This is a genomic window from Bradyrhizobium sp. ORS 111 (genome assembly GCF_045571485.1).
Classification (GTDB): Bacteria; Pseudomonadota; Alphaproteobacteria; order Rhizobiales; family Xanthobacteraceae; genus Bradyrhizobium.
The window spans coordinates 5,274,812-5,296,666 of the sequence record NZ_CP120701.1 but is presented as its reverse complement, the minus strand read 5'-3'; the positions used below and the strand labels follow the sequence as shown (position 1 = coordinate 5,296,666).

Sequence of the window (21,855 nt, the reverse complement as noted above, 5' to 3'; positions counted from 1 at the left end):
AAGCTTCGCGAATGCACGGCGTTTGGTAGCGGGGCGCCTCGCCTTAGCGTTCGCTTAAGTTCGCTCTGACACGTTGACCTGCAATCACCAAGGAGGCGTTCCGGCGCGTCTGTCTGACGATCGAGCCGAAGCGCGAGTGCTGTGAGTGTAGTGAGTCTGATTCGCGATTGCCTCGATGCGCTGCTGCATCCGTCGGCGCAGTATGATGCGCTGACGCGTGCGCGCCATCGCGCCTTCATGGCGCCGCGGCTGCTCGGCAGCCTGGCTGCGCTCGCGTCCTTTCCAGCCTTCCTTGCGATGCGCGGTGCACCTACCGCGATCGAGGTCGCCGCTTTCGCCTGGCTGATTGCGCCTATCCTGCTCTCGTGGTTCCTGTCGCGCACCGGGCGCTACGAGGGCGCGCACGTACTGTCGTCGCTGGCGCTCGCCGGTCTCGTGATGATGATCGCGGCGACCACCGGCGGAATCGCGTCCTTCGCGGCCGTATGGCTCGTCGTCATTCCGATCGAGGCGGCGCTGTCGGCGTCGCGGCGCGTGGTCGCCTTTGCATTTGCGCTGGCGATGACCTGTGCGGCGCTGCTGAGCGCGCTCGGATACTTTCACATGCTGCCGGCTGTCGAGCCCGCGATTGCGGCGAACAGCATGCTGGGCGGGTTCGGTGTCGTATCGGCGATATTCTACGCAGCCGGGCTTGCCTTTGGCGCGGAGTCATTGGCGCGCACCAGTGTGTCGCTGCTCTACGTCGAGGAAGAGCGCTATCGGCTGCTGGCGCACAACATGAGTGACGTGCTGTCGCGGCACAGCCGCAACGGTGCAGTGCGCTTCATTTCGCCCGCGGCCGAAATCATGCTCGGCGTGACGGCGCCGCGGCTGTTGGGCCATGGTCTGTTCGATCGCGTTCACGTCGCGGATCGCCCCGCCTATCTCACGGCACTTTCGGATGCCGCGCGCGGCGGCGCGTCGTGCAGCGTCGAGTTCCGGCTGCGCCGCGACGCCGCCGGAGGACAGGCCGCCGCGGCCGACTTCATCTGGGTCGAGATGCGGTGCCGTCCGCTTGATCAAGGCTCGGGCGAGGCCGAGGTCGTCGCCGTGATCCGCGACATCACCGACCGCAAGGCGCAAGAGCAAGCCCTCGAGCTGGCACGCACCGCCGCCGAGCAGGCGGACGCGTCGAAGACGCGCTTCCTTGCCACCATGAGCCACGAACTGCGGACGCCTCTTAACGCCATCATCGGCTTCTCCGAGATGATCGCGCAGGAAGATGCCCTGGGACTCGACGCACCACGCCGCAAGGAATACGCCCAACTCATCCACGACTCCGGCCAGCACTTGTTGTCGGTCGTCAACGGCATTCTCGACATGTCGAAGATGGAGTCCGGCAATTTCGAGATTTCTCCCGAGCCGTTTCTCCCGCGGCCGGCGCTGGTCAGTTGCTGCAACCTGGTGGCGTTGAAGGCACGCGAGAACGGCGTCGATCTCGTGACCCGCGTCCCCGATGATTTGCCGGTCATGAACGGCGATCCGCGCGCGTTCAAGCAGATCGTGCTCAACCTCGTCTCCAATGCCATCAAATTCACCGAGCGCGGCGGCAGGGTGACGGTATCGGCTGTGGTCGAGGGGTCGCGGCTGCTGCTGCGTGTCTCGGACACCGGTGTCGGCATTGCCGCCGACGACCTCAAGCGGATCGGCGATCCGTTCTTCCAGGCCGGCAAGACCTATCAGCGGCGGCACGAGGGCACGGGTCTTGGCCTTTCGATCGTCAAGGGATTGGTCGGCCTGCATCACGGCGCACTGAGCGTGGAGAGCAAGGTCGGCGAGGGCACCACGGTATCGATCGTGCTGCCGCTCGCGTTCACGCCGGCTGCAGCCTCCGAACCATCCAGCAATGTTTCACCCCTGAAGCCCGCGCTGCGATCCGGACTACAAGAGCAAGCCCATCAGGTGAAGAAAAGTGCCTAGAAAGACTTTGGACGATGATGAAGCGCCGCGCCGTCGCCGCGGTGCCAAGGCAGTGGCGATCGAGGCCGAGGAGGAACGTGGCCTCGTCCTGCGCATGCTGCTGCACAGTCCGAAGGACATGGTCGCGGGCGTGCTGGCAACGGCGGTCATTGTTGCGATCGTGATCAATGCCCTGTTCCTGCAGGCCGGTCGTCATCCGTCGCCGATGTTTGGCGGTTCGGTCGTGACGCTTCCGCCGCCGGCGCCGGTCGCCGCCGCGGCCAGCCCGCTGCCGCGTCCGCGCCCGGCTGAAGCTGTCGCACGCTCGGCCGAGCCGGCCGCCGTGGAGCCGTCCAAGCCGGTCGAAGCGAAACCGGTGGAGACGCGGCCCGCTGAAACCAGACCCGCCGAGCCAAAACCTGCTGAAGCCAAGCCGGTTGAAGCGAAGGCGTCCGACCCCATGACCAGTCTGGTGCTGAAGTCGACCGCCGCGCCACCGGCCGCCGCGCCGTCCAACGTCATTCGACCGCCGGCACCGATCCCGACCTCGCACTTGAGCTCCGCCGGAAAGCGCATCGCAGCGGTCCAGCGGACGCTGACCGAATATGGCTATGGCCAGCTCAAGCCGACCGGCACGATCGGCGCGGACACCCAGACGGCGATCGCGAAATTCGAGCGTGCGCGCAGGCTCCCGGTGACCGGACAAATGTCCGATCGATTGGTGCATGAGCTCTCTGCGATGATCGGCCACCCGATCGAATGATTCCGCCGCTCAGCCGATGTCCCCGAGCAGGACGTCTCTGACCTCGTCGGAGAACAGCTTCTTGCGGCCCCCGATCAACACCCATTCCGGATCGTCACCATCCGGAGCGGCACGAGGCATGCCGTGGTCGAGCAGGGCCTGGGCGCAGCCGGCCCAATCGCCACCCTCGACCGGCCCGTTGCAGGACGCCCAGGACAGCGTGCCGGAAGCGTTATCGCCGAAGCCGTGCTGCTCTGTCCATTGTGCGCCGTGCTCGAGCAGGAGCCGCGTCAAGCCGGCATTGCCGCGGAACACCGCGTGATTGAGCGCGGATGCATCCCAGTCACCGCCGCGCACTGCGATGGGCCAGTCGAGCTCGACCATCAACCGCACGCCAGCGTCGTTACCGGCAGCCGCGAGTTCGGGCAGCAAGCGCAACTGTTGCGCCGAGAGCGAGTGCGGAAGATCGGGGCGTTCGGCCTGAATCCGCCGTGCCTCGCTCTCGTTGCCGCTGGCGCACGCGGCGACGAACCGCTCGTCATCGGGAACCGGTTCGGCGCCCATCCGTTCGCGCAGAAGTTCGGCGACGTCGGTCAGTCCGAATTGCAGCGCGAACCTGTAGGCGCCGAGCCCGTCGGCGGTTGTGGTGCGCGGATCGGCTCCGGCGTCGAGCAAGATCGCGATGCACCGGGGCGAGCGCCGCCGCCGGATCGCCCACATCAGCGGCGAGCCGTAATCGGTCAGCGGCGCGTTGCGCGCCGGCTCATTCGGGTCGCCGCCGTGCCGGAGCAGCAATTCGAGCGCAGCGACGTTCTCGTCGTCGAGCACCTTGTACATCGCGTTGGTGCCCTCGATCCGCGCGCCATGCTCGAGCAGCGCGCCCGTCGTCACGAAGCCTTCCAGCGAGTGATACAGCGACTCGTTGTCGTTCGGATCGGCGCCGGCCTCGAGCAGCATCCGCGTCAGGGCCAGATCGTGATTGCGTCCGGCTGCACCGTACAGCGCCGACAAGGGAAAGCGGTCGTCCGGCTGGCTGAGCGATGCCGGCGGCCAGCGACTGGCGATGTTCTGATCGGGATCGGCGCCGGCCTGCAGCAGGAGGCGTGCACAGCGATGCAGGCGCGCGCGGAAGTCCGGAATCTGCAGCAGGCTGGAATGCGTGACGGCGACAAGTGGCGGCAGCGTCAGCGGTCCGCCCGGCCGGTTGACCCAACCGGGATCGCTGGTCGTTGCCTGTCGCACGGCAGCTTCGTCGCCGATGGCGCAGGCCAGATAGGGATCACCGGTGGCCAGATCGGGATCTTCGGAGATCATCCTTGCCGCAACGCGCGGATTGGCGCGATTGGTCGTGCCGTCGACATCCCCCGCATAGACAAGCTGGAGCCAGCGCAGCACGCGATCGGGTTTGCTCTTGCCGGGAGGCGATTGTGCCTCGACGTAACGCCGTACATCCATCCATGAAACGAAACCAAGATCGCGCGCCACGCAGGACTGCGCGTCGTGGAGCCGCAGGTTGAGCGCGGCGATGTCGTCGTCACTGCGCCCGGCCGCCGCCGGAAGCGCGTGCCGGAAGCGGGCGTAAGCCTCCGGCGCCCGTCGCCGGTAGAGCCGCATCAGCTCCTTGGCCTGCTTCTTCAGATGTTCGAGATTCAATCGCGCGGGCGATCGGTCCATGGAAAACCTCCGTGCATGGATCGCCGATGGTCCACAAAACCGGCTGCACAAAGGCTCGATGTGCCGCTTGATTGCTGCAAGTGGGTTCAACCCTTCCCGTGGACCCGGGTGCGGCTTGCACCGCGACGACAAGGATATGGAGGCTCCCCGTAACGGTCAACCCGCGGGCTTGCTTGACATCACGATTGCACGGGGCCGCGCCGCTGGCCTATAGGTCGGCGGATGCGATTGAAAACCAGCATTTGGGTGGCCGCCTATCTGCGCCGCTGCCAGACCGAGGGCGTCTTCGGCGCGATCCGCAAGAAGGGCGCCGAGGAGGCCGGTGCCGTCTTCGTCAAGGTGGCGCTGATGGATGGCAATGCGATGCTGTATGCGCCGGCGCCGCAGACGGTCTATGACGACAGCCGCCCGGTCGAACGTCTGTTTGTTCCGATCGCGCCGCAGCCGTTGCCCGAGCCGTCGGTCGAGCAGCGGCTGGTCAAGGAGGTCCGCTTCGATCCCGACGCCTGGATCGTCGAGACCGAGGACCCGACCGGGCGCCACTTCCTCGATCTTGCGAGAAGCTAGCTTTTGGATTTCTGGTTGCGAATGGCCGGCGCGCTGCCGGGCTGCACGGCCGGCCGCGTCGGCGACGATGCCGGACGCGTGCGATGCAGCTCATCGTCATAGAGCGAGGAGCGATATTTGGCGCGGGCCACCGCCATGGTCGAACCGCGCCACGCCGCCAGCATCACCAATGCAGAGCGTTCGCTCAGGCGATCGTAGAGCCGGGACAGGCGATAGACATAGTTGACCGACGAGCCCGCTTCCGGGTTGAGGAACATCAGGATCCGCTGGAACGCCGCGCTCGACACGTCGAGCGCCCGCATCGCACTGGCGAGCGGCTCGCCGCCGGGATCGTTCACCACCTGCGCGGCGATCCGCGACGGCAGGATCAACGCCTCGCCGAGCTCCAGCGTGAAGTTGTCGATGTCCTCGGCGAATGCCGCCATCTCCAGGATATGGATCGCGCGTGCGGCGCGGGCGGCGGGAATCCGCGCGGCCGCCTTCAGCGGCGTGTCCTGCAGATTGTGCAGGATCCGCGCGCGCTCGCTGGCGCTGGCGGCAAAGAATGTGTCCGAGATTTCGGCGGCATCGTTCGGCCGCATCGACAGGCTCGCCGCCATACGCAGCTCTGCCTCCGTTGGGATCCGGGCCGTCGGCGCAGGAGGCGCGGGAGCGGGAATGGGAGAAGCGACCGGCGTTGGCTGGCCTGGACCGGCACGGTGCAGCCCAAGCTTGTCGAGGATCCTGGCGGGCGTTCCTGGATAGATCGCGAGGCGCGCGCGGACGGCAGCGCGGGTCGCGTCGTCGACCTCATCGATCAGCCGCGACGTCAGCTCGACGAATTGCTGCTCCTCGTCGGCGGAGTGGGCGCTTGCCTGCACGTAGAGGTCAGTCAGCACGCGCAGCAAGGTCGGGCGGATATCGACACCCTCGCGACGGGAGAGCGTCATCAGCCCATCAAAGCCGGGAAATAGTGGAGCAGCGCTCATCTCGGGCGTTACGCGACGTCGGTATCGGTTCGAGTTTGGAAAGCCTTGTGCAGGCGAGCTTACGCGGGCTGCTTTAAGAGGCAGTTAAGGAAAATAAGTCGTGAAGGCGAACGCTACAATTTGCGCGTGTCGAATAAGGCACAGCGCCACATCCGTAACCGCCCGCATCCGCAGATTAAGATGTCATTAACCATGCGTGCTCTTAATTCAGAGCGCAGGGCAAATCATGTCCATGCGGGGGCCGGAGAGAACGGAACATGGGCACCATCATTGAGTTTCCGGCGGATGCGACTACGCGGCGGCCGAACATGATGGACGGCGCTGCAAGCCAAGGCGTAGGAAAGGTCTTGATCCTTCCCGTCGTTCGGATCGAGCGAGGCGCCGAGCAAACCGGCGGCGATCGCGGACCCGAACAAGGGACTGCACCGGGCCGCCGTCGCCGCCGGCGTTCCTGATTGCGGACATCGCGCGATGCCGGACCTTGCGCAACGGATTGGCGGCCGACGGGCGTTCCCGGCGTTGATAGTGCTGTTGGCGGGCACAGCCCTCTGCGGCTGCAGTGGCGGTGATTTCGGACGCACCCGCGCAGACTTCCGTAACGACGATATGCACCGCTGGCTCGGCGCCGAGGCGACCGGCAGCGTCGGCATGCGGGCCTCCCAGTTTCAGCTCACCGAGAACGAACGCCAGCTCCGCGATCTCGCCTATCAGTTCATCGAGGCGCCGCTGTCGCGCCCGGCCTGGAAGAGCGTGTTTGGCGACTACCAGCGGCTGCCGTCGCCATGGCGGCAGAGGGTGGTGTTTGACCGCACGGCTTACGGGCGCAATCTGATCGACGAGCCGCATCGCTCGTTTGCCTCGCGCTATTCGCTGCTGATCGATGACGTCCGCGACGACATCACGCGCTTCGAGCCGTTCTTCGCGACCGCGGGCCAGGTCATCGACCTCGACCGCAAGCGCAACGCCAGCCTCAATATGATCGCGGACGTGTCGCCGCGTGAGCGCGCCGACGCCGTCGCGCGGATGGAAGAGAACGCGCTGATCGTGCAGTGGGTCCAGCAGAGCCTCGAGCGGCGCATCTCGTCCTATCGCTGGGCGCTGGAGCGGCTGGTGATCCAGGCGCCCGACGGCATGGCGGCGGACGCCGACCGCCAGATTGGCGAACTCGCCCGGCTCGCGGCGACTTCGCCGGTCGTCTCTCCACCGGTCATCGGCCGCGCCGTGGTGTCGAAGGGTTAGGCTTGCTCGCCTTCGACTTTGCGCGGGCGCCGGTCGCGTGCGGCCGCGGTAGCGTCGCAATGAATTCCTTCAGCGCGTCCGACGGCGGACGGGCCGCGGAATAGGCGAGCCCGACCTGCCGCGTCACATCGATCTCGATCGCGCGCACCGCGACATCGGGATTGCCGCGCGCCACCCCTTCAGGGACGATCGCAACGCCGACGCCGGCGGCAACCAGCGCCATCGCCCAATCCTCCGATTCCGCGATCGCCACCGGGGCGCGCGGCGGCGAGGCGCGCTTGAAGAATCCCTGCTGCTCGCAATGGCAGCGATCGATCATCGGAACGCCCGCGAGGTCGGCGGTCCGCAGCGTCTCCTTCAGGGTGAGCGGATGCGACGGCGGCAGCGCCGCGACGTAACGCTCGCTCCAGAGCGGGATGAAGTGCTCGCCGGCGCCGATCATGCTCTTCGAGACGATTCGCGCGTCGGCCTTCTCGTTGGCGCCGACCAGACGCAGCGCGATGTCGGCGTTGCCGGTCAACGGCTTCAAAAGCGCAATCGTGCGCGCCTGATCGAGCGTGCGCAACAATCCGACCGTCAGCGCCTGCCGCGTCGCGGGCTTGCGAAACAGGTTTCGTGCAGCGTCCGTCTCATCGATGATCCTGCGGGCGACGGCATGGAATTGCGCGGCGGATTCCGTCGGCGCCATGCCCTTCTTGTGCCGGATGAACAGCGTGGTGCCGAGCTCGGCCTCCAGATTGGTGATCGCCGCCGAGATCGACGGCTGCGAGATGAAGCAGCGCTTCGCTGCGGCAGTGAGGTTGCGCTCGCGGTAGACCGCCGCGAAATAGCGCAGCTCGCGGATATCCATAGGCCAATCCTATCGACTAGATCGGAAGACAATATTTTACCTATGGCATAAGCCGTGGCAAGCCGTGCGCTCATCTAGCGGAGGGCTCGTCATGCGCATCCATCATCTCAACACCGGCACCATGTGCCCGATCGGACAGCGATTTGTGAACGGCACCGGCGGTCTGTTCCAGCGCGGGCGAATGGTCTGCCACTGCCTGCTCGTCGAGAGCAATCACGGTCTCGTGCTGGTCGATACCGGCATCGGGCTCGACGATATCGCCGACCCCTCGCGGCTCGGCCGCAAATGGGTGCGGCAGACCACGCCGCGGCTCGATCCAGCGGAGACTGCGGCCCGGCAGGTCAAGGCGCTCGGCTTTTCGCCTGATGACGTGCGGCATCTCTTGCTGACGCATCTCGATCGCGATCATGCGGGCGGGGTGGCGGACTTTCCGAAGGCCAGGGTTCACGTCCATCGCAGGGAATACGAGATGGCGGTGACGCGGCAGATTGCGCCGCCGGCCGGTCGCTACGTCCCAGCGCAGTGGCGGCATGGGCCGGACTGGGCGCTCCATGACGGCGGCGGCGAGAACTGGTTCGGCTTTGCCGGCGTGCGCGCGCTCGGCGACCGCGAGCCCGACATCCTCATGATCCCGCTGCCGGGGCACACGCTCGGCCATTGCGCGATCGCGGTGCGCGACGGCGGCAGGTGGCTGCTGCACGCCGGCGATGCCTATTTCCATCATGCCCAGCTCGATGCGAGACCGCGGATCCCGCTCGTGCTCGGCATGTTCCAGCGCCGCGTCGATATGGATCGCGCCGCCCGCGTCCAGAACCAGGAGCGGCTGCGGGCGCTGAAGGCGGCTCATGGCGACATGGTCACCATCGTCAACAGCCACGATCCCGTCGACTACGAGGCCTGCCGCTGCGGCCGGCACGCTCCCGCGGCGGCCGCCTAGCGCTTGCGCGCCGGAGGCGGCGCGGACGGAGCGGGCGTTGGCGCATCCTGCTTTGCCGCCGTCGGCTCGGATTGCACCTTGCACTTCGCGGCGGCCAGCGAGGCCTGCGCCTGCGGCATCAGGCCGGGCTCCGGCGCCAGCGCCTTCAGCAGGATCAGCCCGGTGGTGGTCGGCGAGTCGATGATCAGCCGGTCGGCGGAGGTGATCTCCTCGTCCTCGGGCAGGTCTTCGTGCTGCGCTTCCGTCATCAGGTCGAGCTCGATCACCTTCTTGCCGGCGGAGCGGTCGTTGATGGCGTAATAGGCGATCTCCTGGCGGGTGTAGAACGACACCGACGTATAGGCCTGGCTCACCGGCACGGTGAGCTTGATCGGTCCGGTCGACAGATCGTAGCGGCAGATCGCCATCGCGAAGGCCGGGTCCATCAACGGCATCGGCGAATTGCCGGGATCGGCCAGCGGGAGCTGCGTCACCTCGTTGAGCTTGGTCATCGGCGTCAGCCGCGAATAGGCGTCCTGCGAGGCGATGCTCGGCAGCGCCAGCACGCTGACGAGATGCACCACGCCGCCCAGCAGCACGCCCGCGATGATGGTGAACAGCAGACGGATCATGGGCAGCCCGTCGTCGCGATCGCTGGCAGCGGCGCGTCTCGCTGCGTACGGGTCGCCACCCCGACCGGGGTATCATAGAGGCGGAGCATCAGCGCGTAGCGCTCGATGCCGCCGGTCGGCAGCCAGTTGCCGGCTCGCGCGCGCGAGGCGATGTGGATCTCGAACGTGCCGTCGGAGGCGCGGATGATCTCCTGGCTGGTGAAGCCGTAGCGCTGCAGGGCGTTGGCGACGAGATGGCCCTTGCGGTCGAACAGCGTCAGTGTCCAGAACCGCGCCGCCGGCGTCACGCCGCTGACGATGACGTCGCAGCGGCCGTCGAGCGGCTTGTTCTTGTCGTCGGTGGTGGCGGTGAACGCGATGCCGTCGCCGGTGCCGACCGGCAGCTCGCCGCTGCGCGCGATCGTCGCCCGCGAATAGGGGTCGACGTCGGACGTGCCGTTCTTCGGCCGCGCGGTCCAGGCGCCGATTTTCAAGGTGCCGAGATCGGTGCCGCGGGTCGCGGTCATGTAGGTCAGGCCGAGCCCGACGGCGGTGGCGATCAACAGCGCCAGCAAGGTGGAGAAGAGCAGCCGCACGTCAATTCTTGCTTGGCACGGTCGCCGTCGTGCCGTCCGCCCCGGCCGTGGCGACGTAGTTTTCGGGGAAGGCCAGCGCGCTGGAGGATCCCGGCTTGGCGGTGCCGTTGGAGGGCTCGTTCAGCGTGGTCTTGCCAATGGTCTTGGCGGCTTCATCGAGCTCCTTCTCGACCCGGACCAGGACATCCGCGCCGCGCTTGGTCAGCACCGGCGGCGGGCCCGGCCTGGTCTCCAGCACTTTCGGAGCCGCATTCGCCGCGACGTTCGCCGGTTGCGGCAGCTTCTGGCCCATGCCGACGCCGATCAGTTCTTTCACTTCGACGCCTTGATGCGCGGCGACCATGATGTCGTGCCAGGTCTGTGCCGGCAGCGAGCCGCCGGTCATGCGGTTGGTCGGCGAATAGTCATCGTTGCCGAACCAGACCGCGCAGGTGAAGTTGCCGGTGTAGCCGACGAACCAGGCATCGCGGTAGGCGTTGGTGGTGCCGGTCTTGCCCGCGGTCGGAATGCCGTCGAGCGCAGCGCGGCGCGCGGTGCCTTCGCTGACCACGTGGCTCATCATGCCCGCCATGTCGGCGGCGATGTTCGGCGGAATCGCTTGGCGCGGCTTCGGGCCGTCGCGGTCCCAGCGCCAGACCAGGTCGCCGGCGCCGGTGCGGACCTCGAGGACCGCATGCGGCGTCACGGCCTTGCCCCGGTTCGGGAAGGTCGCATAGGCGACGGCGTGTTCGAGCACGGTGACTTCGTCGGAGCCGATCGGCAGCGACGGCGTGTCGGGCAGCGGCGCCGTCAGCCCGAAGCGCCGCGCGACCTCGACGATCTTGGCGCGGCCGGCCTTCGGCCCTTGCTTGCCGCCGAGCAGGATCGAGAGCTTGACCGGGATGACGTTGATCGAGCGGGTGATCGCCTGCGTCAGCGTCACCGAGCCGGAATAGGAGTGGCCATAGTTCTGCGGGCACCAGTTGCCGATGCAGACCGGGCCGTCGACGATCTTCGAGTTCGGCGTGAAGCCGTTCAACAGCGCGGTGGTGTAGACGTAAGGCTTGAACGACGAGCCGGGTTGCCGATAGGCGTCGACCGCGCGGTTGAACTGGCTCGCGCCGTAGTCGCGCCCGCCGACCATGGCGCGGATGCCGCCGTCGAGATCGGACACCACGGTCGCCGCCTGCGTGGCGTGATAATCGCGGCCGAACTGGCGCAGCTCGTTCTCGATGGTTTCTTCGGCCGCGTGCTGCACGTTCATATCGATCGCGGTGCGCACCACGAAGACGCGTTCGGTGTAGGATTTCGGGAAGGTGTCGACGAGCTTGCGCATTTCGTCGAAGGCGTAGTCGAGATAGTAGTTCGGCGAGTTCTCGTCGCGCCGGTCGACCGCCACCGCCGGATTGCGGCGGGCGCCGAACACCTGGCCCTCGGTCATGAAGCCGGCATCGACGAGGTTGTCGAGCACGACATTGGCGCGGGCGCGCGCAGCCGGCAGGTTGATGTGCGGGGCATATTTGGTCGGCGCCTTGAACAGGCCGGCGAGCATCGCGGCTTCCGCGAGGTTCACGTCGCGCACCGACTTGTTGAAGTAGAAATGCGCCGCGCCGTCGACGCCGAAGGTGCCGCCACCCATATAGGCGCGATCGAGATACAGCTTGAGGATCTCGTTCTTGCTGAGACGCGTCTCCAGCCAGATCGCAAGGAAGGCTTCCTTCACCTTGCGTTCGATGGTGCGCTCGTTGTTCAGGAACAAGTTCTTGGCCAGCTGCTGGGTGATCGATGAACCGCCCTGGCGAACACCGCCGGCCTGCGCGTTGGTAACGAGCGCGCGCGCCAGGCCCGGTACGTCGATGCCGAAGTGATCGTAGAAGCGGCGGTCCTCGGTCGCGAGTGTCGCCTTGATCAGGTTGTCCGGAAAGTCCTCCAGCGGGATCGAGTCATTATGCTTGATACCGCGGCTGCCGATCGGGTTGCCGTAGCGATCGAGGAAAGTCACGGCGAGGTCGGATTTCTTCAGCCAGTCCTCGTCGGCGGTCTCGTGGAAGGCGGGGATCGCGAGCGTCAGCATCAGCACCATGCCGGCGAGCCCGATGGTCGCGGCCTCCGATAGCGGCTCGATGAACACCCAGCGCTTCCAGCGGCCAACATAGAAGCGATCCATGAAGGTGGAATAGCGCTCGTAGAGCTCGCGCAGCCCCTTGCCCGACGAGAATAAGGTCGAGTCGATGCGCGCATCGAGGTCGAGGAAGAAATTCCGGACCTTCTGCTTCCAATGCGGCGGTAGGATCTGACGCACCGTGGCCCTTGATCAGTTCGACAGCGCTGCAAGCGCCCCACGCGGGCACCAACGAGCGTCTTGCTTGGAGGTTGCGGCAAGCCCAAGGCGCTTTTGCGTCGTTGGGGACTCGCTGCTTGTTCTATCCGAGCGGCAGCCATAAACCAATGGCGCAGCTTGTGAATTTAATGAGAGGGCTAACGTCGCCTGCCGGCTTTTGCGAGCCCGCAAAAGCACCCCCTTGCGCAGTCTTCGGCGGCATCCCAAGAAGAGCCCGATCAGCATTTTCAGGGAATCATGACCGCACCGCCCAAACGCCCGTCGGACCAGGAGGGATTCTTCTGGAAAACCAAGACGTTGGAAGAGATGTCCAACGCCGAATGGGAGTCTTTGTGCGACGGCTGCGCACGCTGCTGCCTGGAGAAGCTCGAGGACGAGGATACGGGAAGGATCTATTTTACCCACATCTCCTGCAAACTGCTCGATGCCGGCCTCTGCACTTGCAAGGATTATCCGAACCGTTCCGACAAGGTTCCGGATTGCGTCCGCCTGACGCCCGAGAATGTCCGCACCCTGAACTGGTTGCCGCCGAGCTGCGGCTATCGCCTCGTGGCGGAGGAGCGGGACCTCTATTGGTGGCATCCACTGATCTCCGGCGATCCCAACACCGTTCATGAAGCGGGGGTTTCGGTGCGGGGGCGGGTGCAGGGCACCGAGCTCGACGTCAACGACGCCGACCTCGAGGACCACATCGTGCGGTGGCCGGCGCTGCTGCCGAAGCGGGCAAGGCTGAAGAAGCGGCCGAAATTGACCAAGGCGTGACGTCGTAAGACGTAAGGTCGCGGAGCTTTCGATCACGTCATCGCGAGGATGCTGCGGCGGGAAGCACCCATGCGCGCAGATGCCTGCCTGGGCAACGAATTGCTGCATAAATTGCGGCTTGCAGAATGATTCCACCGCGGGCACGGCCCGCGCAGCTCCTATACGCCCGAAATGAACAAGTATGAACGGCAGAGCCGTTTTCCTGCCGACCGACAGACATTGCCCGACGACATTGCCGTGAAACTGTCCGGTGTTCCGAGCGAGGTGATCGAGCTCAGCGAGGCGCCGTCCATCGCGCCGCCGGCCGCGCTCAACCACGACGAAGTCCGCACCATCGTGATCAGCCTGATGCTGACGATGTTCCTTGCGGCGCTCGACCAGACCATCGTGGCCACTGCGCTGCCGACCATCGGCCGCCAGTTTCATGACGTCACCAATCTGTCCTGGGTGATCACATCCTATCTGCTGGCATCCACCGCCGTGGCGCCGGTGTTCGGCACCTTGAGCGACATCTACGGCCGCCGGGCCATGATCATCACCTCGCTGAGCCTGTTCGTGGCCGGCTCGGTGCTCTGCGCGATCGCGCCTGATATGACCACGCTGATCCTCGCCCGCGGGCTGCAGGGGCTTGGCGGCGGCGGCATCATGCCGGTCGTCCAGACCGTGATCTCCGACGTGGTGTCCCCGCGCGAGCGTGGCCGCTACCAGGCCTATTTCTCCAGCGTCTGGATGGCCGGCGGCATTCTCGGGCCCGTGATCGGCGGCGTGTTCGCCGAGCATCTGCACTGGTCCATGATCTTCTGGATCAACCTGCCGCTGGCGGCGGCTGCGCTCGCGCTGCTGCTGCCGAAGATGGGCAAGATCCCGGTGTTCCACCGCAAGCGCGAGGTCGACTGGCTGGGCGGCATCCTGCTGATGGCCTCGGCCGTCGTGTTCATGCTGGTGCTGACCTGGGGCGGCACGCGCTATTCCTGGCTGTCGCCCACCATCACCGCGATGCTCGGCGCCTCGATCGCGCTCGCCGGTGCGTTCGTCTGGCACGCGCGGCGCGCCGATGAGCCGTTCCTGCCGCTGTCGCTGCTCGGCGGCTCGGTGGTTCCTTTCGCGATGGGCGCAGGCGGCTGCGCACTCGGCGCCATCGTCGGTCTGACCGTCCATCTGCCGCTCTATTACGAGGTGGTCTATCACCTCAGCGCCAGCGAGGCCGGGCTTGCGCTGATCCCGCTCGCCGCGATCTCGACCTGCGGGGCGGCGATCGCGGGACGAACCATGGCGAAGGCCAAGCACTACAAGCGCGTGGCGATCGTCGGCACCTCGGTTGCCGCGATCTGCGCCGTCGGGATGGCCGTGACGACCTTGCCGCTGTGGGGATTGCTGGTTCTGATGGGTGTGTTCGCGCTCGGGCTCGGCACCACGTTCCCGGTCAGTGTGGTGTCGCTGCAGAATTCGGTGGCGCGGGAGCAGGTCGGAACCGTCACCGGCGCGATGAATTTCTTCCGCGCGCTGATGGCCTCCTTCACGGTCGCGGCTTTTGCGGCGATCCTGTTGATCACGCTGGGCCCCGATATTTCGCTCGCCGGCGAGCATCACGCCGCGAGCGCGGGCATCGTGAGCGCGATTCCGGTTGCCGATATGATCACTGCCTTCCGCTACGTGTTCGGTGCCGCCGCCGTGCTGCTCACCACCGCCTCGATCTGCATGATCACGATGGAAGAGCGCCCGCTCGCCGGTCCCGCCACGCGGCCGGCCGTCGAGATGGCGGAGTAGGGCCGCCGCGTCGTTAGCGGCCGTCATTCCGGCGAAAGTCCGGGATGACCTCGCGACAGTGCCAAGTTCTCCGCTGTCGTCCCTGCGAAAGCCGGGACCCATAACTCCTGCGCTTGATTGGTGAACGCGGCCGCGGCCCGAACGCCGTGCAACAACTGACATTCGGGGTAATGGGTCCCGGCCCCCGTGCGCAATTGCGCACTCGGCCGGGACGACAATGGGGATAGTTCTCCCTCGATGTCTCAACACCGTCATTGCGAGGAGCGATAGCGACGAAGCAATCCATGCTTCCGCGTATGTCGCACGATGGATTGCTCCGCTTCGCTCGCAATGACGGTTGTGGTCGGTATTTGGGCAAAAAGCCGCTTCTCGCGACATGAATTGTCCGAGCTTTGCATCTCGTTCCCACTGAGCTGCGCTTCTTTAAAACCGAAGTATTTTTGCCGAAGGGTCTTGCGCCGTCGGGCAACTCAGTGCCAAGGGGAAACGCGGTTATTCCTTCATTTCTTCGTCATTCCCAGCCCTTTGCAATTCCCTCGGGCAATTTGCGTGCAGGATGCCTAGAGCGAGTGCAGTCGCCAATTTCGCGAGCTGCGACCCACTACTTTAGTTGCCGTTCCCGCATGGCGATCTGCGCGCGGTTTTGCTTGCTGCGCGATTTGTCGTGGCTATAGTCGCGGCCCAAGAGCGCGAAGCAGCCGAAGAAAATTGACAAAAGAGGAGTGAAACAAAATGCATAGATCAACCCGATTGCCTCATTACGCGATGCAGCAGCTCGCCGCAGCGGCGGTCCTGGGACTGGTTGCGCTGGCGCCGAGCGGAGCGCTGGCCGCTGATGTGCTCAAGATCGGCGTGATCGCCGAGGCGCAGGCCATTGCCGGCGCATCGATCCCGCAGGCGGCTCAGATGGCCGCCGACGAGATCAACGCCAAGGGCGGCATCGACGGCCGCAAGATCGAGATCGTCAGCTACGACAACCATTCATCCTCGGCGGACTCGGTACGCGCATTCCAGCGCGCGGTGAACGAGGACAAAGTCAACGTCGTCATCTCGAGCTATATCAGCGAAGTGGTGCTGGCGCTCGAGCCTTGGGCCTCGCGCCTGAAGACGCCGTTCGTCACGCCGGGCGCTGCCTCCAACGAGATCAGCAAGAGCGTCCACGCCGACTACGAAAAGAACAAGTACACCTTCCACGGCTATCTCACCTCGGCGGCGCTGGCGCTGTCGGTTTGCGACGCCGCCAAGGATCTCCTGGTCGATCAGAAGCACATGAAGACCGCGGTCATCATGAGCGAGGATGCCGCGTGGACCAAGCCGCTCGACGTCGGCTACGAGGAGTGCCTGCCGAAAATCGGTCTCAAGGTCGTCGACCATATCCGCTTCTCGCCCGACACCACGGACTTCACGCCGATCTTCAACAAGATCGAGGGCTCCAAGCCCGACGTGATCATCACCGGCATCTCGCATGTCGGCGTGCAGCCGACGGTGCAATGGAAGAACCAGCAGGTGCCGATCCCGATGTTCGGCATCTCCTCGCAGGCGACCAACGAGACCTTCGGCAAGGACACCAACGATGCGGCGGAAGGCGTGCTGTATCAGGGCGTGTCGGGGCCGGGCGTCGCGGTGACGCCGAAGTCGGTGCCGTTCGCGGAAGGTTTCAAGAAGCGCTACGGCAACTATCCGTCGTATGCGGGCTACACCGCCTATGACGAGGTCTACTACATCGCTGACGCGGTGAAGCGCGCCGGTTCGACCGAGGCGGACAAGATGGTCGCGGCGCTCGAGAAGACCGACTGGGAAGGCACGATCGGGCGCGTTCAGTTCTACGGCAAGGACGATCCGTTCACCCACTCGATCAAGTACGGCAAGGGCCTGATCACCGGGCTGATGCTGCAGTGGCAGGGCGGCAAGCAGGTCGCGGTCTGGCCCAAAGAGGTCGCCAAGAGCGACCTGAAGTTCCCGAGCTTCATCAAGGTCACTGCGAACTAACTGACGACAAACCGCTCCCGGGCCTCTCCCGGGAGCGGTTTTCTGCAGTTGCGATGTCCTCCACAACAGGCAGCCCTGCTGCCGCGGCCAGTCTGAGATGCTTGCGTTACAAATCCTGATCGATGGCTTTGCCATCAGTGCCCTCTACGCACTCGGCGCCACCGGCTTCACCCTGATCTTCGGTGTCTCGGGCGTTCTCAATCTCTCTCACGGTGCCATCATGGTGGCCGCTGCGGTCGCGGCCTGGGCCGCGGCCAGCCTGCTGCACCTCGACACCTATTCCGGCGCGCTGCTCGGCGTCGCCGTGGCGCTGGTCGTGTCGTTCGCGACCTATTTCGTGGTCGTCAAGCCGATCCAGAATTCCAAGCGGATTCCCAATGAGGAGAAGGAGATCTTTGTCCTCACCGGCACCTTGCTGTGGGGAATCATGATCCAGGAACTGATCGCCTATTTCTTCACCAACAACGCCAAGACGGTGTTGCCGATCGTCGAGGGCGTCGTCGATATCTTCGGCAACCGCACGCCGCGCAACAATATCTTCACCGCGCTGGTCTGCTGCCTCGTGATCGGCCTGCTCTGGCTGCTGGTGAACCGCACCCGGACCGGCAAGGCGGTGCTGGCGGCCTCGATGAACCCGCGCGGCGTCACGCTGCTCGGGCTCGAGCTCACCCGCATCTACATCGTGGTGTGGGCGATCTACGGCATCCTGGCCGGCATCGCCGGCGTGCTGCTCGGCATGTTCTTGGGCGTCAGCTCCTACAGCGTCGGCCCGCTGACCGCGAGCGCATTCTCGATCGTGGTGCTCGGCGGTCTCGGCAGCGTCTCGGGCTCGCTGATCGCGGCCTTCGTCGTCGGCTATCTCGAGACCGTGACGGCTTACCTGCTCTCGCCGGCGTACCGAACCATTCCGGCGCTGCTGCTGCTCGTCGTCGTGATGTATATCCGGCCTCAAGGCCTGTTGGGGAGGCGCTGAAATGGCCAATTTCTTCACATCGCGCCTGTTCTTCATTTCGCTGGCCTGCGTGGTGGTCGCCGCGACGCTGCCGCTCTACGTCTCGGGCTACGTGCTCGGGCTGTTGACCGTCGCCTTCTATTTCGGCGTGTTCGCGATGGCCTGGGACCTGCTGTTCGGCTTCGCCGGCGAGGTCAATTTCGGCCCCACCTTCCTGATCGGCACCGGGGCCTACACCGCGGGCATCCTGAACAACCAGTTCGGCTGGTCGGTCTATCTCTGCATCCTGCTCGGTGCGCTGGCCTCGGTGATCGCCGGCCTCGTGCTGGCGCTGCCGGCGCTGCGGGTGAGGGGGCCGTATTTCGGCCTGACCACGCTGGTCGCGGTGCTGATGCTGCAGAACTTCGTCGTGGTGTTTGCCGATCTCACCGGCGGTGAGATCGGGCTCACCATTCCCGACGTCATCACCATCAATGCCGGCGCCAATTACTGGATCGCGCTCGGCTTCATGACGATCAGCGCGGCCATCCTGTATGGCCTGTCGCAATCGCCGATCGGGCTCGTGCTGCAGGCGAGCGGGCAGGACCCGGTGCAGGCCGGCGCGCTCGGCTTCAACATCGTCAAGCACAAGCTCGCCGCCTTCATCGTCAGCGCGTTCTTCTCAGGGCTGTCAGGGGCGCTCCTGGTGTTCTACTTCGGCACCGCCTCGGTCGGCACCGTGGTCGATGTCGCCGTCGGCGTGAACGTGATCGTCTCGGCCGTGCTCGGCGGCCGTCGCACAGTGCTCGGTGCTGCGCTCGGCGCAATCTTCCTGATCGTGGCCGGCGAATTCCTGCGGCCGACCGGTGAGCTCGCGACGTTCATCGTCTCGGCCGTCGCCCTGCTTGTCGTCCTGTTCTTCCCCGGCGGTTTCCTCGGAGCAGCCCTGTCACGCGAGGCGCGCTCGTAATGGATCAGACTGTGACCACCACTCCGACGCTCACCGTTCGCGGCCTGACCAAGCGGTTCGGCGGCCTGACGGCCGTGAAGAATCTGAGCTTCGATCTGCGCCCCGGCGAGATCCTCGGCCTGATCGGACCGAACGGCTCCGGAAAATCCACGGCGATGAAGAGCGTGATGGGCATCGAGCGCCCCAGCGCAGGCGAGGTGATCTTCGAGGGCGAGAACGTCGCCGGCATGCCGTCGCACAAGATCGCGCGCAAGGGCTTCGGCATGGTGTTCCAGCACTCGCGGCCGCTGAACCGGCAGACCGTGCTCGAGAACATCATGGTTGCGCTGTTGCCCGACAGCCTGTTCATGCTGTTTCCCGACCGGGCGCTGATCGAGCGCGCCAAGTGGATCGCCGATCGCGTCGGCTTGGGGGCGGTGATGGACCGCCGCCCGCCGACGCTGCCATTCGCCGATCTGCGCCGCCTCGAGCTCGCCAAGGCGATCGCGCGCGATCCGAAAGTCGTGCTGGTCGACGAGCCGTTCGCCGGATTGACCAGCGCCGAGGTCGGCGGCTTCTCGCAACTGATCCGCAGCTTCCGCGACGAGGGACGCGCGGTGATGCTGGTCGACCACAACGTCAAGAGCGTCGCGGCGCTGGTCGACCGCGTGCTTGCGATGTATCTCGGCGAAGAGATCACGACCGGCCGCGCCGACGACGTGATGAAGAACGAGACCGTGCGGCGGGTCTATCTCGGCGGCGCGATCGAGACCCATGCGCGGCCGGAGACCAGCTTCAAGGACAAGACGCCGCTGTTGCAGGTCGAGAATGTCAGCGTGCATTACGGCAAGGCGCAGGCGCTGGAGAATGTCTCGATCCATGTCCACGAGGGCGAGTTCGTCTCGATCGTCGGCCTCAACGGCGCCGGCAAGACCACGCTGTTCAACACGCTTTCGGGCTTCCTGCCCTATAGCGGCGAAATCATTCGCGGCGGCGAGACGCTGCGCGGGATGGGGCCGGCGAAGATCGCGCGCTCCGGGCTCGTGCAGTGTCCGGAATCCCGCGAGCTGTTCGGCGAGATGACCGTGCGCGAGAATCTCGATCTCGGCGGCCAGCATCTCACCGACGAGGCGAGGGCGAGGCAGCTCGCCTGGCTGTTCGAGCTGTTCCCGATCCTCAAGGAGCGCCAGGGCCAGATGGCGCAGACGCTCTCCGGCGGTGAGCAGCAGATGCTGGCGATCGGCCGCGCGCTGATGATGCAGCCGCAGATCCTGATCCTGGACGAGCCGACGCTGGGGCTCGCGCCCGTGATCCTCGAGCAACTGTCGAAGGCGCTGGAGCGATTGCGCCAGACCACGCAGATCACGGTGCTGCTCGGCGAGCAGAACGTGACCTTCGCGCTGCCGCATGCCGACCGCGTCTATGTGCTCGAGCACGCGCGGATCGTGTGGGAGGGCGATCCCGCCCGGTTCGCCGCGGAGGCTGGTGCCGACTTCCTCTAGAACTTCGCTGACAACAATAAGCAAAGAAAGGGAGATCATGATGTCACGTTATTCGGCTGCTCGTGCAAGCCTGTTGCCGCTCGCATCCGCGCTCGCGCTCTGCCTCGCGGCGCCCGCCTATGCGCAGTCCAAGGATCCGATCAAGATCGGCGTCATCGCCGAAGTGCAGTCGATCGCGGGTGCGGCGACGCCGGGCGGCGCGCAGATCGCCGCCGACGAGATCAACGCCAAGGGCGGCGTGATGGGCCGCAAGATCGAGATCGTCACCTACGACAACAAGAGCTCGTCGGCGGATTCGGTGCGCGCCTTCCAGCGCGCGGTCAGCGAGGACAAGGTCTCCGCCGTGATCGCGAGCTATATCAGCGAGGTGGTGCTGGCGCTGGAGCCGTGGGCGGCGCGGCTGAAGATGCCGCTGATCACGCCGGGTGCAGCGTCGAACGAGATCACAAAGGCTGTTCACAACGACTATGAGAAGAACAAGTACACCTTCCACGGCTACCTGACCTCGGCGGCACAGGCGCAGCTCGTCTGCGATGCCGCCAAGGAGCTTCTGGTCGACCAGCTCAAGTTCAAGTCGGCGGCGATCATGAGCGAGGACGCGGCCTGGACCAAGCCGCTCGACGCGGGCTACGAGGCCTGCCTGCCCAAGGCGGGGCTGAAGGTGGTCGAGCACATCCGCTTCTCGCCCGACACCACCGACTTCACGCCGATCTTCAACAAGATGGAGAGCGCAAAGCCCGACGTGATCGTCACCGGCATCTCCCATGTCGGCGTGCAGCCGACGGTGCAGTGGAAGAACCAGCAGGTGCCGATCCCGATGTTCGGCATCAGCGCGCAGGCGCTGAGCCCGACGTTCTGGGGCGACACCAACGGCGCCGCCGAGGGCGTGCCCTCGCTTGCGGTGGCGACGCCCGACGTCGCAGTAACGCCGAAGACCAAGCCATTTGCGGCGGCCTTCAAGGCCAAGTTCGGCACGCCGCCGGCCTATACCGGCTACACCGCCTATGACGAGGTCTACATCATCGCGGAAGCGATCCAGCGCGCCGGCTCGACCGATCCGGACAAGATGGTCGCCGAGCTCGAGAAGACCGACTTCGAGGGCACGATCGGCAAGATCCAGTTCTACGGCAAGAACGACGAGTTCACCCACGGCATCAAGTCCGGTCCCGGTGCGGTGACCGGCCTCGTGTTCCAGTGGCAGGGCGGCAAGCAGATCACGGTCTGGCCGAAGGCGGTCGCCGAAGGCAAGCTGAAGTTTCCGGACTTCGTGAAGCTGTCGCAGTAACGGTGACGTCCAAGTAGCTGTCATTGCGATCCGTTGGCTCCTAAGAAGAAACCGGGGAGTGCCGGGTCGGCAACTTCATGACAGGGACAGTTCCAAGTTCGCGGTGTCATCACCCGCGTATGCGGGTGATCCAGTATTCCAGGGAAGCTAGTGCTTGAACCGAGAGGCCGCGGCGTACTGGATGGCCCGCCGGAGCCTGTCATCGGGCGCGCGTTCGCGCGACCCGGTGGCGGGCCATGACGACTGAGA

19 protein-coding genes are annotated in these 21,855 nt (G+C 65.5%); 13 read left to right on the top strand and 6 right to left on the bottom strand.

Features of this window, described 5'->3' with window-relative positions; all coding sequences use genetic code 11:
- Positions 1-150: 150 nt before the first annotated feature.
- Together P6U30_RS24575 and P6U30_RS24570 are read left to right on the top strand one after the other, a co-directional pair.
- The gene (locus P6U30_RS24575; protein ID WP_407165464.1) at positions 151-1,959 is read left to right on the top strand and encodes a PAS domain-containing sensor histidine kinase; all 1,809 of its coding nucleotides are present in this window, start codon (positions 151-153) and stop codon (positions 1,957-1,959) included.
- Between the two features lie 7 nt (positions 1,960-1,966).
- Positions 1,967-2,701 (top strand): peptidoglycan-binding protein, encoded by a 735-nt coding sequence (locus P6U30_RS24570; RefSeq protein WP_407165463.1) that lies wholly within the window; start codon positions 1,967-1,969, stop codon positions 2,699-2,701.
- A 9-nt stretch (positions 2,702-2,710) separates the two neighbouring features.
- Here P6U30_RS24570 and P6U30_RS24565 read toward each other — a convergent pair whose 3' ends face one another.
- Positions 2,711-4,354, bottom strand: coding sequence for an ankyrin repeat domain-containing protein (locus P6U30_RS24565; RefSeq protein ID WP_407165462.1), 1,644 nt, complete (start codon positions 4,352-4,354; stop codon positions 2,711-2,713).
- A 222-nt stretch (positions 4,355-4,576) separates the two neighbouring features.
- On the opposite strand from P6U30_RS24565, the gene P6U30_RS24560 reads away from it, so the two are divergent.
- The gene (locus tag P6U30_RS24560; RefSeq protein WP_407147373.1) at positions 4,577-4,921 is read left to right on the top strand and encodes a DUF1491 family protein; all 345 of its coding nucleotides are present in this window, start codon (positions 4,577-4,579) and stop codon (positions 4,919-4,921) included.
- Here P6U30_RS24560 and P6U30_RS24555 read toward each other — a convergent pair.
- Positions 4,918-5,850 carry a DUF2336 domain-containing protein gene (locus P6U30_RS24555; RefSeq protein WP_407165461.1) on the bottom strand — a complete coding sequence of 311 codons (933 nt, stop codon included), beginning with the start codon at positions 5,848-5,850 and terminating at the stop codon, positions 4,918-4,920. The two genes, P6U30_RS24560 and P6U30_RS24555, sit on opposite strands and share 4 nt — an antisense overlap.
- 296 nt (positions 5,851-6,146) lie before the next feature.
- Between P6U30_RS24555 and P6U30_RS24550 the strand changes: the two genes are divergently transcribed.
- Both P6U30_RS24550 and P6U30_RS24545 read left to right on the top strand, forming a co-directional pair.
- A complete protein-coding gene (locus P6U30_RS24550; protein ID WP_407165460.1) occupies positions 6,147-6,344 on the top strand; it encodes a hypothetical protein in 198 nt (65 codons plus the stop codon).
- Positions 6,345-6,360: 16 nt separating this feature from the next.
- Entirely contained in the window at positions 6,361-7,128 is a 768-nt protein-coding gene (locus P6U30_RS24545; protein ID WP_407165459.1) for a hypothetical protein, read from the top strand.
- On the opposite strand, the gene P6U30_RS24540 is transcribed toward P6U30_RS24545, so the two are convergent.
- A complete protein-coding gene (locus P6U30_RS24540) occupies positions 7,097-7,978 on the bottom strand; it encodes a LysR family transcriptional regulator (protein ID WP_407165458.1) in 882 nt (293 codons plus the stop codon). The genes P6U30_RS24545 and P6U30_RS24540 overlap by 32 nt on opposite strands.
- A 91-nt stretch (positions 7,979-8,069) precedes the next feature.
- On the opposite strand from P6U30_RS24540, the gene P6U30_RS24535 reads away from it, so the two are divergent.
- Positions 8,070-8,915 carry an MBL fold metallo-hydrolase gene (locus tag P6U30_RS24535; RefSeq protein ID WP_407165457.1) on the top strand — a complete coding sequence of 282 codons (846 nt, stop codon included), beginning with the start codon at positions 8,070-8,072 and terminating at the stop codon, positions 8,913-8,915.
- On the opposite strand, the gene P6U30_RS24530 is transcribed toward P6U30_RS24535, so the two are convergent.
- From P6U30_RS24530 to P6U30_RS24520, 3 genes are read right to left on the bottom strand one after another with little or no spacing between them, the layout of a single operon-like run.
- Positions 8,912-9,526 carry a DUF1254 domain-containing protein gene (locus tag P6U30_RS24530; protein WP_407165456.1) on the bottom strand — a complete coding sequence of 205 codons (615 nt, stop codon included), beginning with the start codon at positions 9,524-9,526 and terminating at the stop codon, positions 8,912-8,914. The genes P6U30_RS24535 and P6U30_RS24530 overlap by 4 nt on opposite strands.
- Complete coding sequence (locus tag P6U30_RS24525) at positions 9,523-10,101, bottom strand: DUF1214 domain-containing protein (protein ID WP_407165455.1); 579 nt, start codon at positions 10,099-10,101, stop codon at positions 9,523-9,525. The genes P6U30_RS24530 and P6U30_RS24525 overlap by 4 nt, the downstream gene beginning before the upstream one ends.
- A 1-nt stretch (position 10,102) precedes the next feature.
- On the bottom strand, positions 10,103-12,382 hold the full coding sequence (locus P6U30_RS24520; protein WP_407165454.1) for a transglycosylase domain-containing protein: 2,280 nt from the start codon (positions 12,380-12,382) through the stop codon (positions 10,103-10,105).
- Positions 12,383-12,658: 276 nt separating this feature from the next.
- On the opposite strand from P6U30_RS24520, the gene P6U30_RS24515 reads away from it, so the two are divergent.
- From P6U30_RS24515 to P6U30_RS24485, 7 genes are all read left to right on the top strand, one after another.
- Positions 12,659-13,183, top strand: coding sequence for a YcgN family cysteine cluster protein (locus P6U30_RS24515; protein ID WP_407165453.1), 525 nt, complete (start codon positions 12,659-12,661; stop codon positions 13,181-13,183).
- Between the two features lie 171 nt (positions 13,184-13,354).
- Complete coding sequence (locus P6U30_RS24510; RefSeq protein WP_407165452.1) at positions 13,355-14,950, top strand: MDR family MFS transporter; 1,596 nt, start codon at positions 13,355-13,357, stop codon at positions 14,948-14,950.
- Positions 14,951-15,715: 765 nt separating this feature from the next.
- Entirely contained in the window at positions 15,716-16,939 is a 1,224-nt protein-coding gene (locus P6U30_RS24505) for an ABC transporter substrate-binding protein (protein WP_407170532.1), read from the top strand.
- A 97-nt stretch (positions 16,940-17,036) separates the two neighbouring features.
- On the top strand, positions 17,037-17,912 hold the full coding sequence (locus P6U30_RS24500; protein WP_407165451.1) for a branched-chain amino acid ABC transporter permease: 876 nt from the start codon (positions 17,037-17,039) through the stop codon (positions 17,910-17,912).
- Between the two features lies 1 nt (position 17,913).
- Entirely contained in the window at positions 17,914-18,840 is a 927-nt protein-coding gene (locus P6U30_RS24495) for a branched-chain amino acid ABC transporter permease (protein ID WP_407165450.1), read from the top strand.
- Positions 18,840-20,321, top strand: a complete 1,482-nt coding sequence (locus P6U30_RS24490; RefSeq protein ID WP_407165449.1) for an ATP-binding cassette domain-containing protein — start codon at positions 18,840-18,842, stop codon at positions 20,319-20,321. The genes P6U30_RS24495 and P6U30_RS24490 overlap by 1 nt, the downstream gene beginning before the upstream one ends.
- A gap of 37 nt (positions 20,322-20,358) precedes the next feature.
- Positions 20,359-21,606: an ABC transporter substrate-binding protein gene (locus P6U30_RS24485; RefSeq protein WP_407165448.1), complete on the top strand. Its 1,248-nt coding sequence runs from the start codon at positions 20,359-20,361 to the stop codon at positions 21,604-21,606.
- Positions 21,607-21,855 lie beyond the last annotated feature (249 nt).

Excerpts from the sequence above, each read along its gene's own strand:
- P6U30_RS24485 (WP_407165448.1), top strand. The coding sequence starts at position 20,359 with ATGATGTCACGTTATTCGGCTGCTCGTGCAAGCCTGTTGCCGCTCGCA.
- P6U30_RS24550 (WP_407165460.1), top strand. The coding sequence starts at position 6,147 with ATGGGCACCATCATTGAGTTTCCGGCGGATGCGACTACGCGGCGGCCG.
- P6U30_RS24565 (WP_407165462.1), bottom strand. The coding sequence starts at position 4,354 with ATGGACCGATCGCCCGCGCGATTGAATCTCGAACATCTGAAGAAGCAG.
- P6U30_RS24545 (WP_407165459.1), top strand. The coding sequence starts at position 6,361 with ATGCCGGACCTTGCGCAACGGATTGGCGGCCGACGGGCGTTCCCGGCG.
- P6U30_RS24515 (WP_407165453.1), top strand. The coding sequence starts at position 12,659 with ATGACCGCACCGCCCAAACGCCCGTCGGACCAGGAGGGATTCTTCTGG.
- P6U30_RS24540 (WP_407165458.1), bottom strand. The coding sequence starts at position 7,978 with ATGGATATCCGCGAGCTGCGCTATTTCGCGGCGGTCTACCGCGAGCGC.
- P6U30_RS24490 (WP_407165449.1), top strand. The coding sequence starts at position 18,840 with ATGGATCAGACTGTGACCACCACTCCGACGCTCACCGTTCGCGGCCTG.
- P6U30_RS24500 (WP_407165451.1), top strand. The coding sequence starts at position 17,037 with ATGCTTGCGTTACAAATCCTGATCGATGGCTTTGCCATCAGTGCCCTC.
- P6U30_RS24560 (WP_407147373.1), top strand. The coding sequence starts at position 4,577 with ATGCGATTGAAAACCAGCATTTGGGTGGCCGCCTATCTGCGCCGCTGC.
- P6U30_RS24530 (WP_407165456.1), bottom strand. The coding sequence starts at position 9,526 with ATGATCCGTCTGCTGTTCACCATCATCGCGGGCGTGCTGCTGGGCGGC.
- P6U30_RS24495 (WP_407165450.1), top strand. The coding sequence starts at position 17,914 with ATGGCCAATTTCTTCACATCGCGCCTGTTCTTCATTTCGCTGGCCTGC.
- P6U30_RS24510 (WP_407165452.1), top strand. The coding sequence starts at position 13,355 with ATGAACAAGTATGAACGGCAGAGCCGTTTTCCTGCCGACCGACAGACA.
- P6U30_RS24555 (WP_407165461.1), bottom strand. The coding sequence starts at position 5,850 with ATGACGCTCTCCCGTCGCGAGGGTGTCGATATCCGCCCGACCTTGCTG.
- P6U30_RS24505 (WP_407170532.1), top strand. The coding sequence starts at position 15,716 with ATGCAGCAGCTCGCCGCAGCGGCGGTCCTGGGACTGGTTGCGCTGGCG.
- P6U30_RS24535 (WP_407165457.1), top strand. The coding sequence starts at position 8,070 with ATGCGCATCCATCATCTCAACACCGGCACCATGTGCCCGATCGGACAG.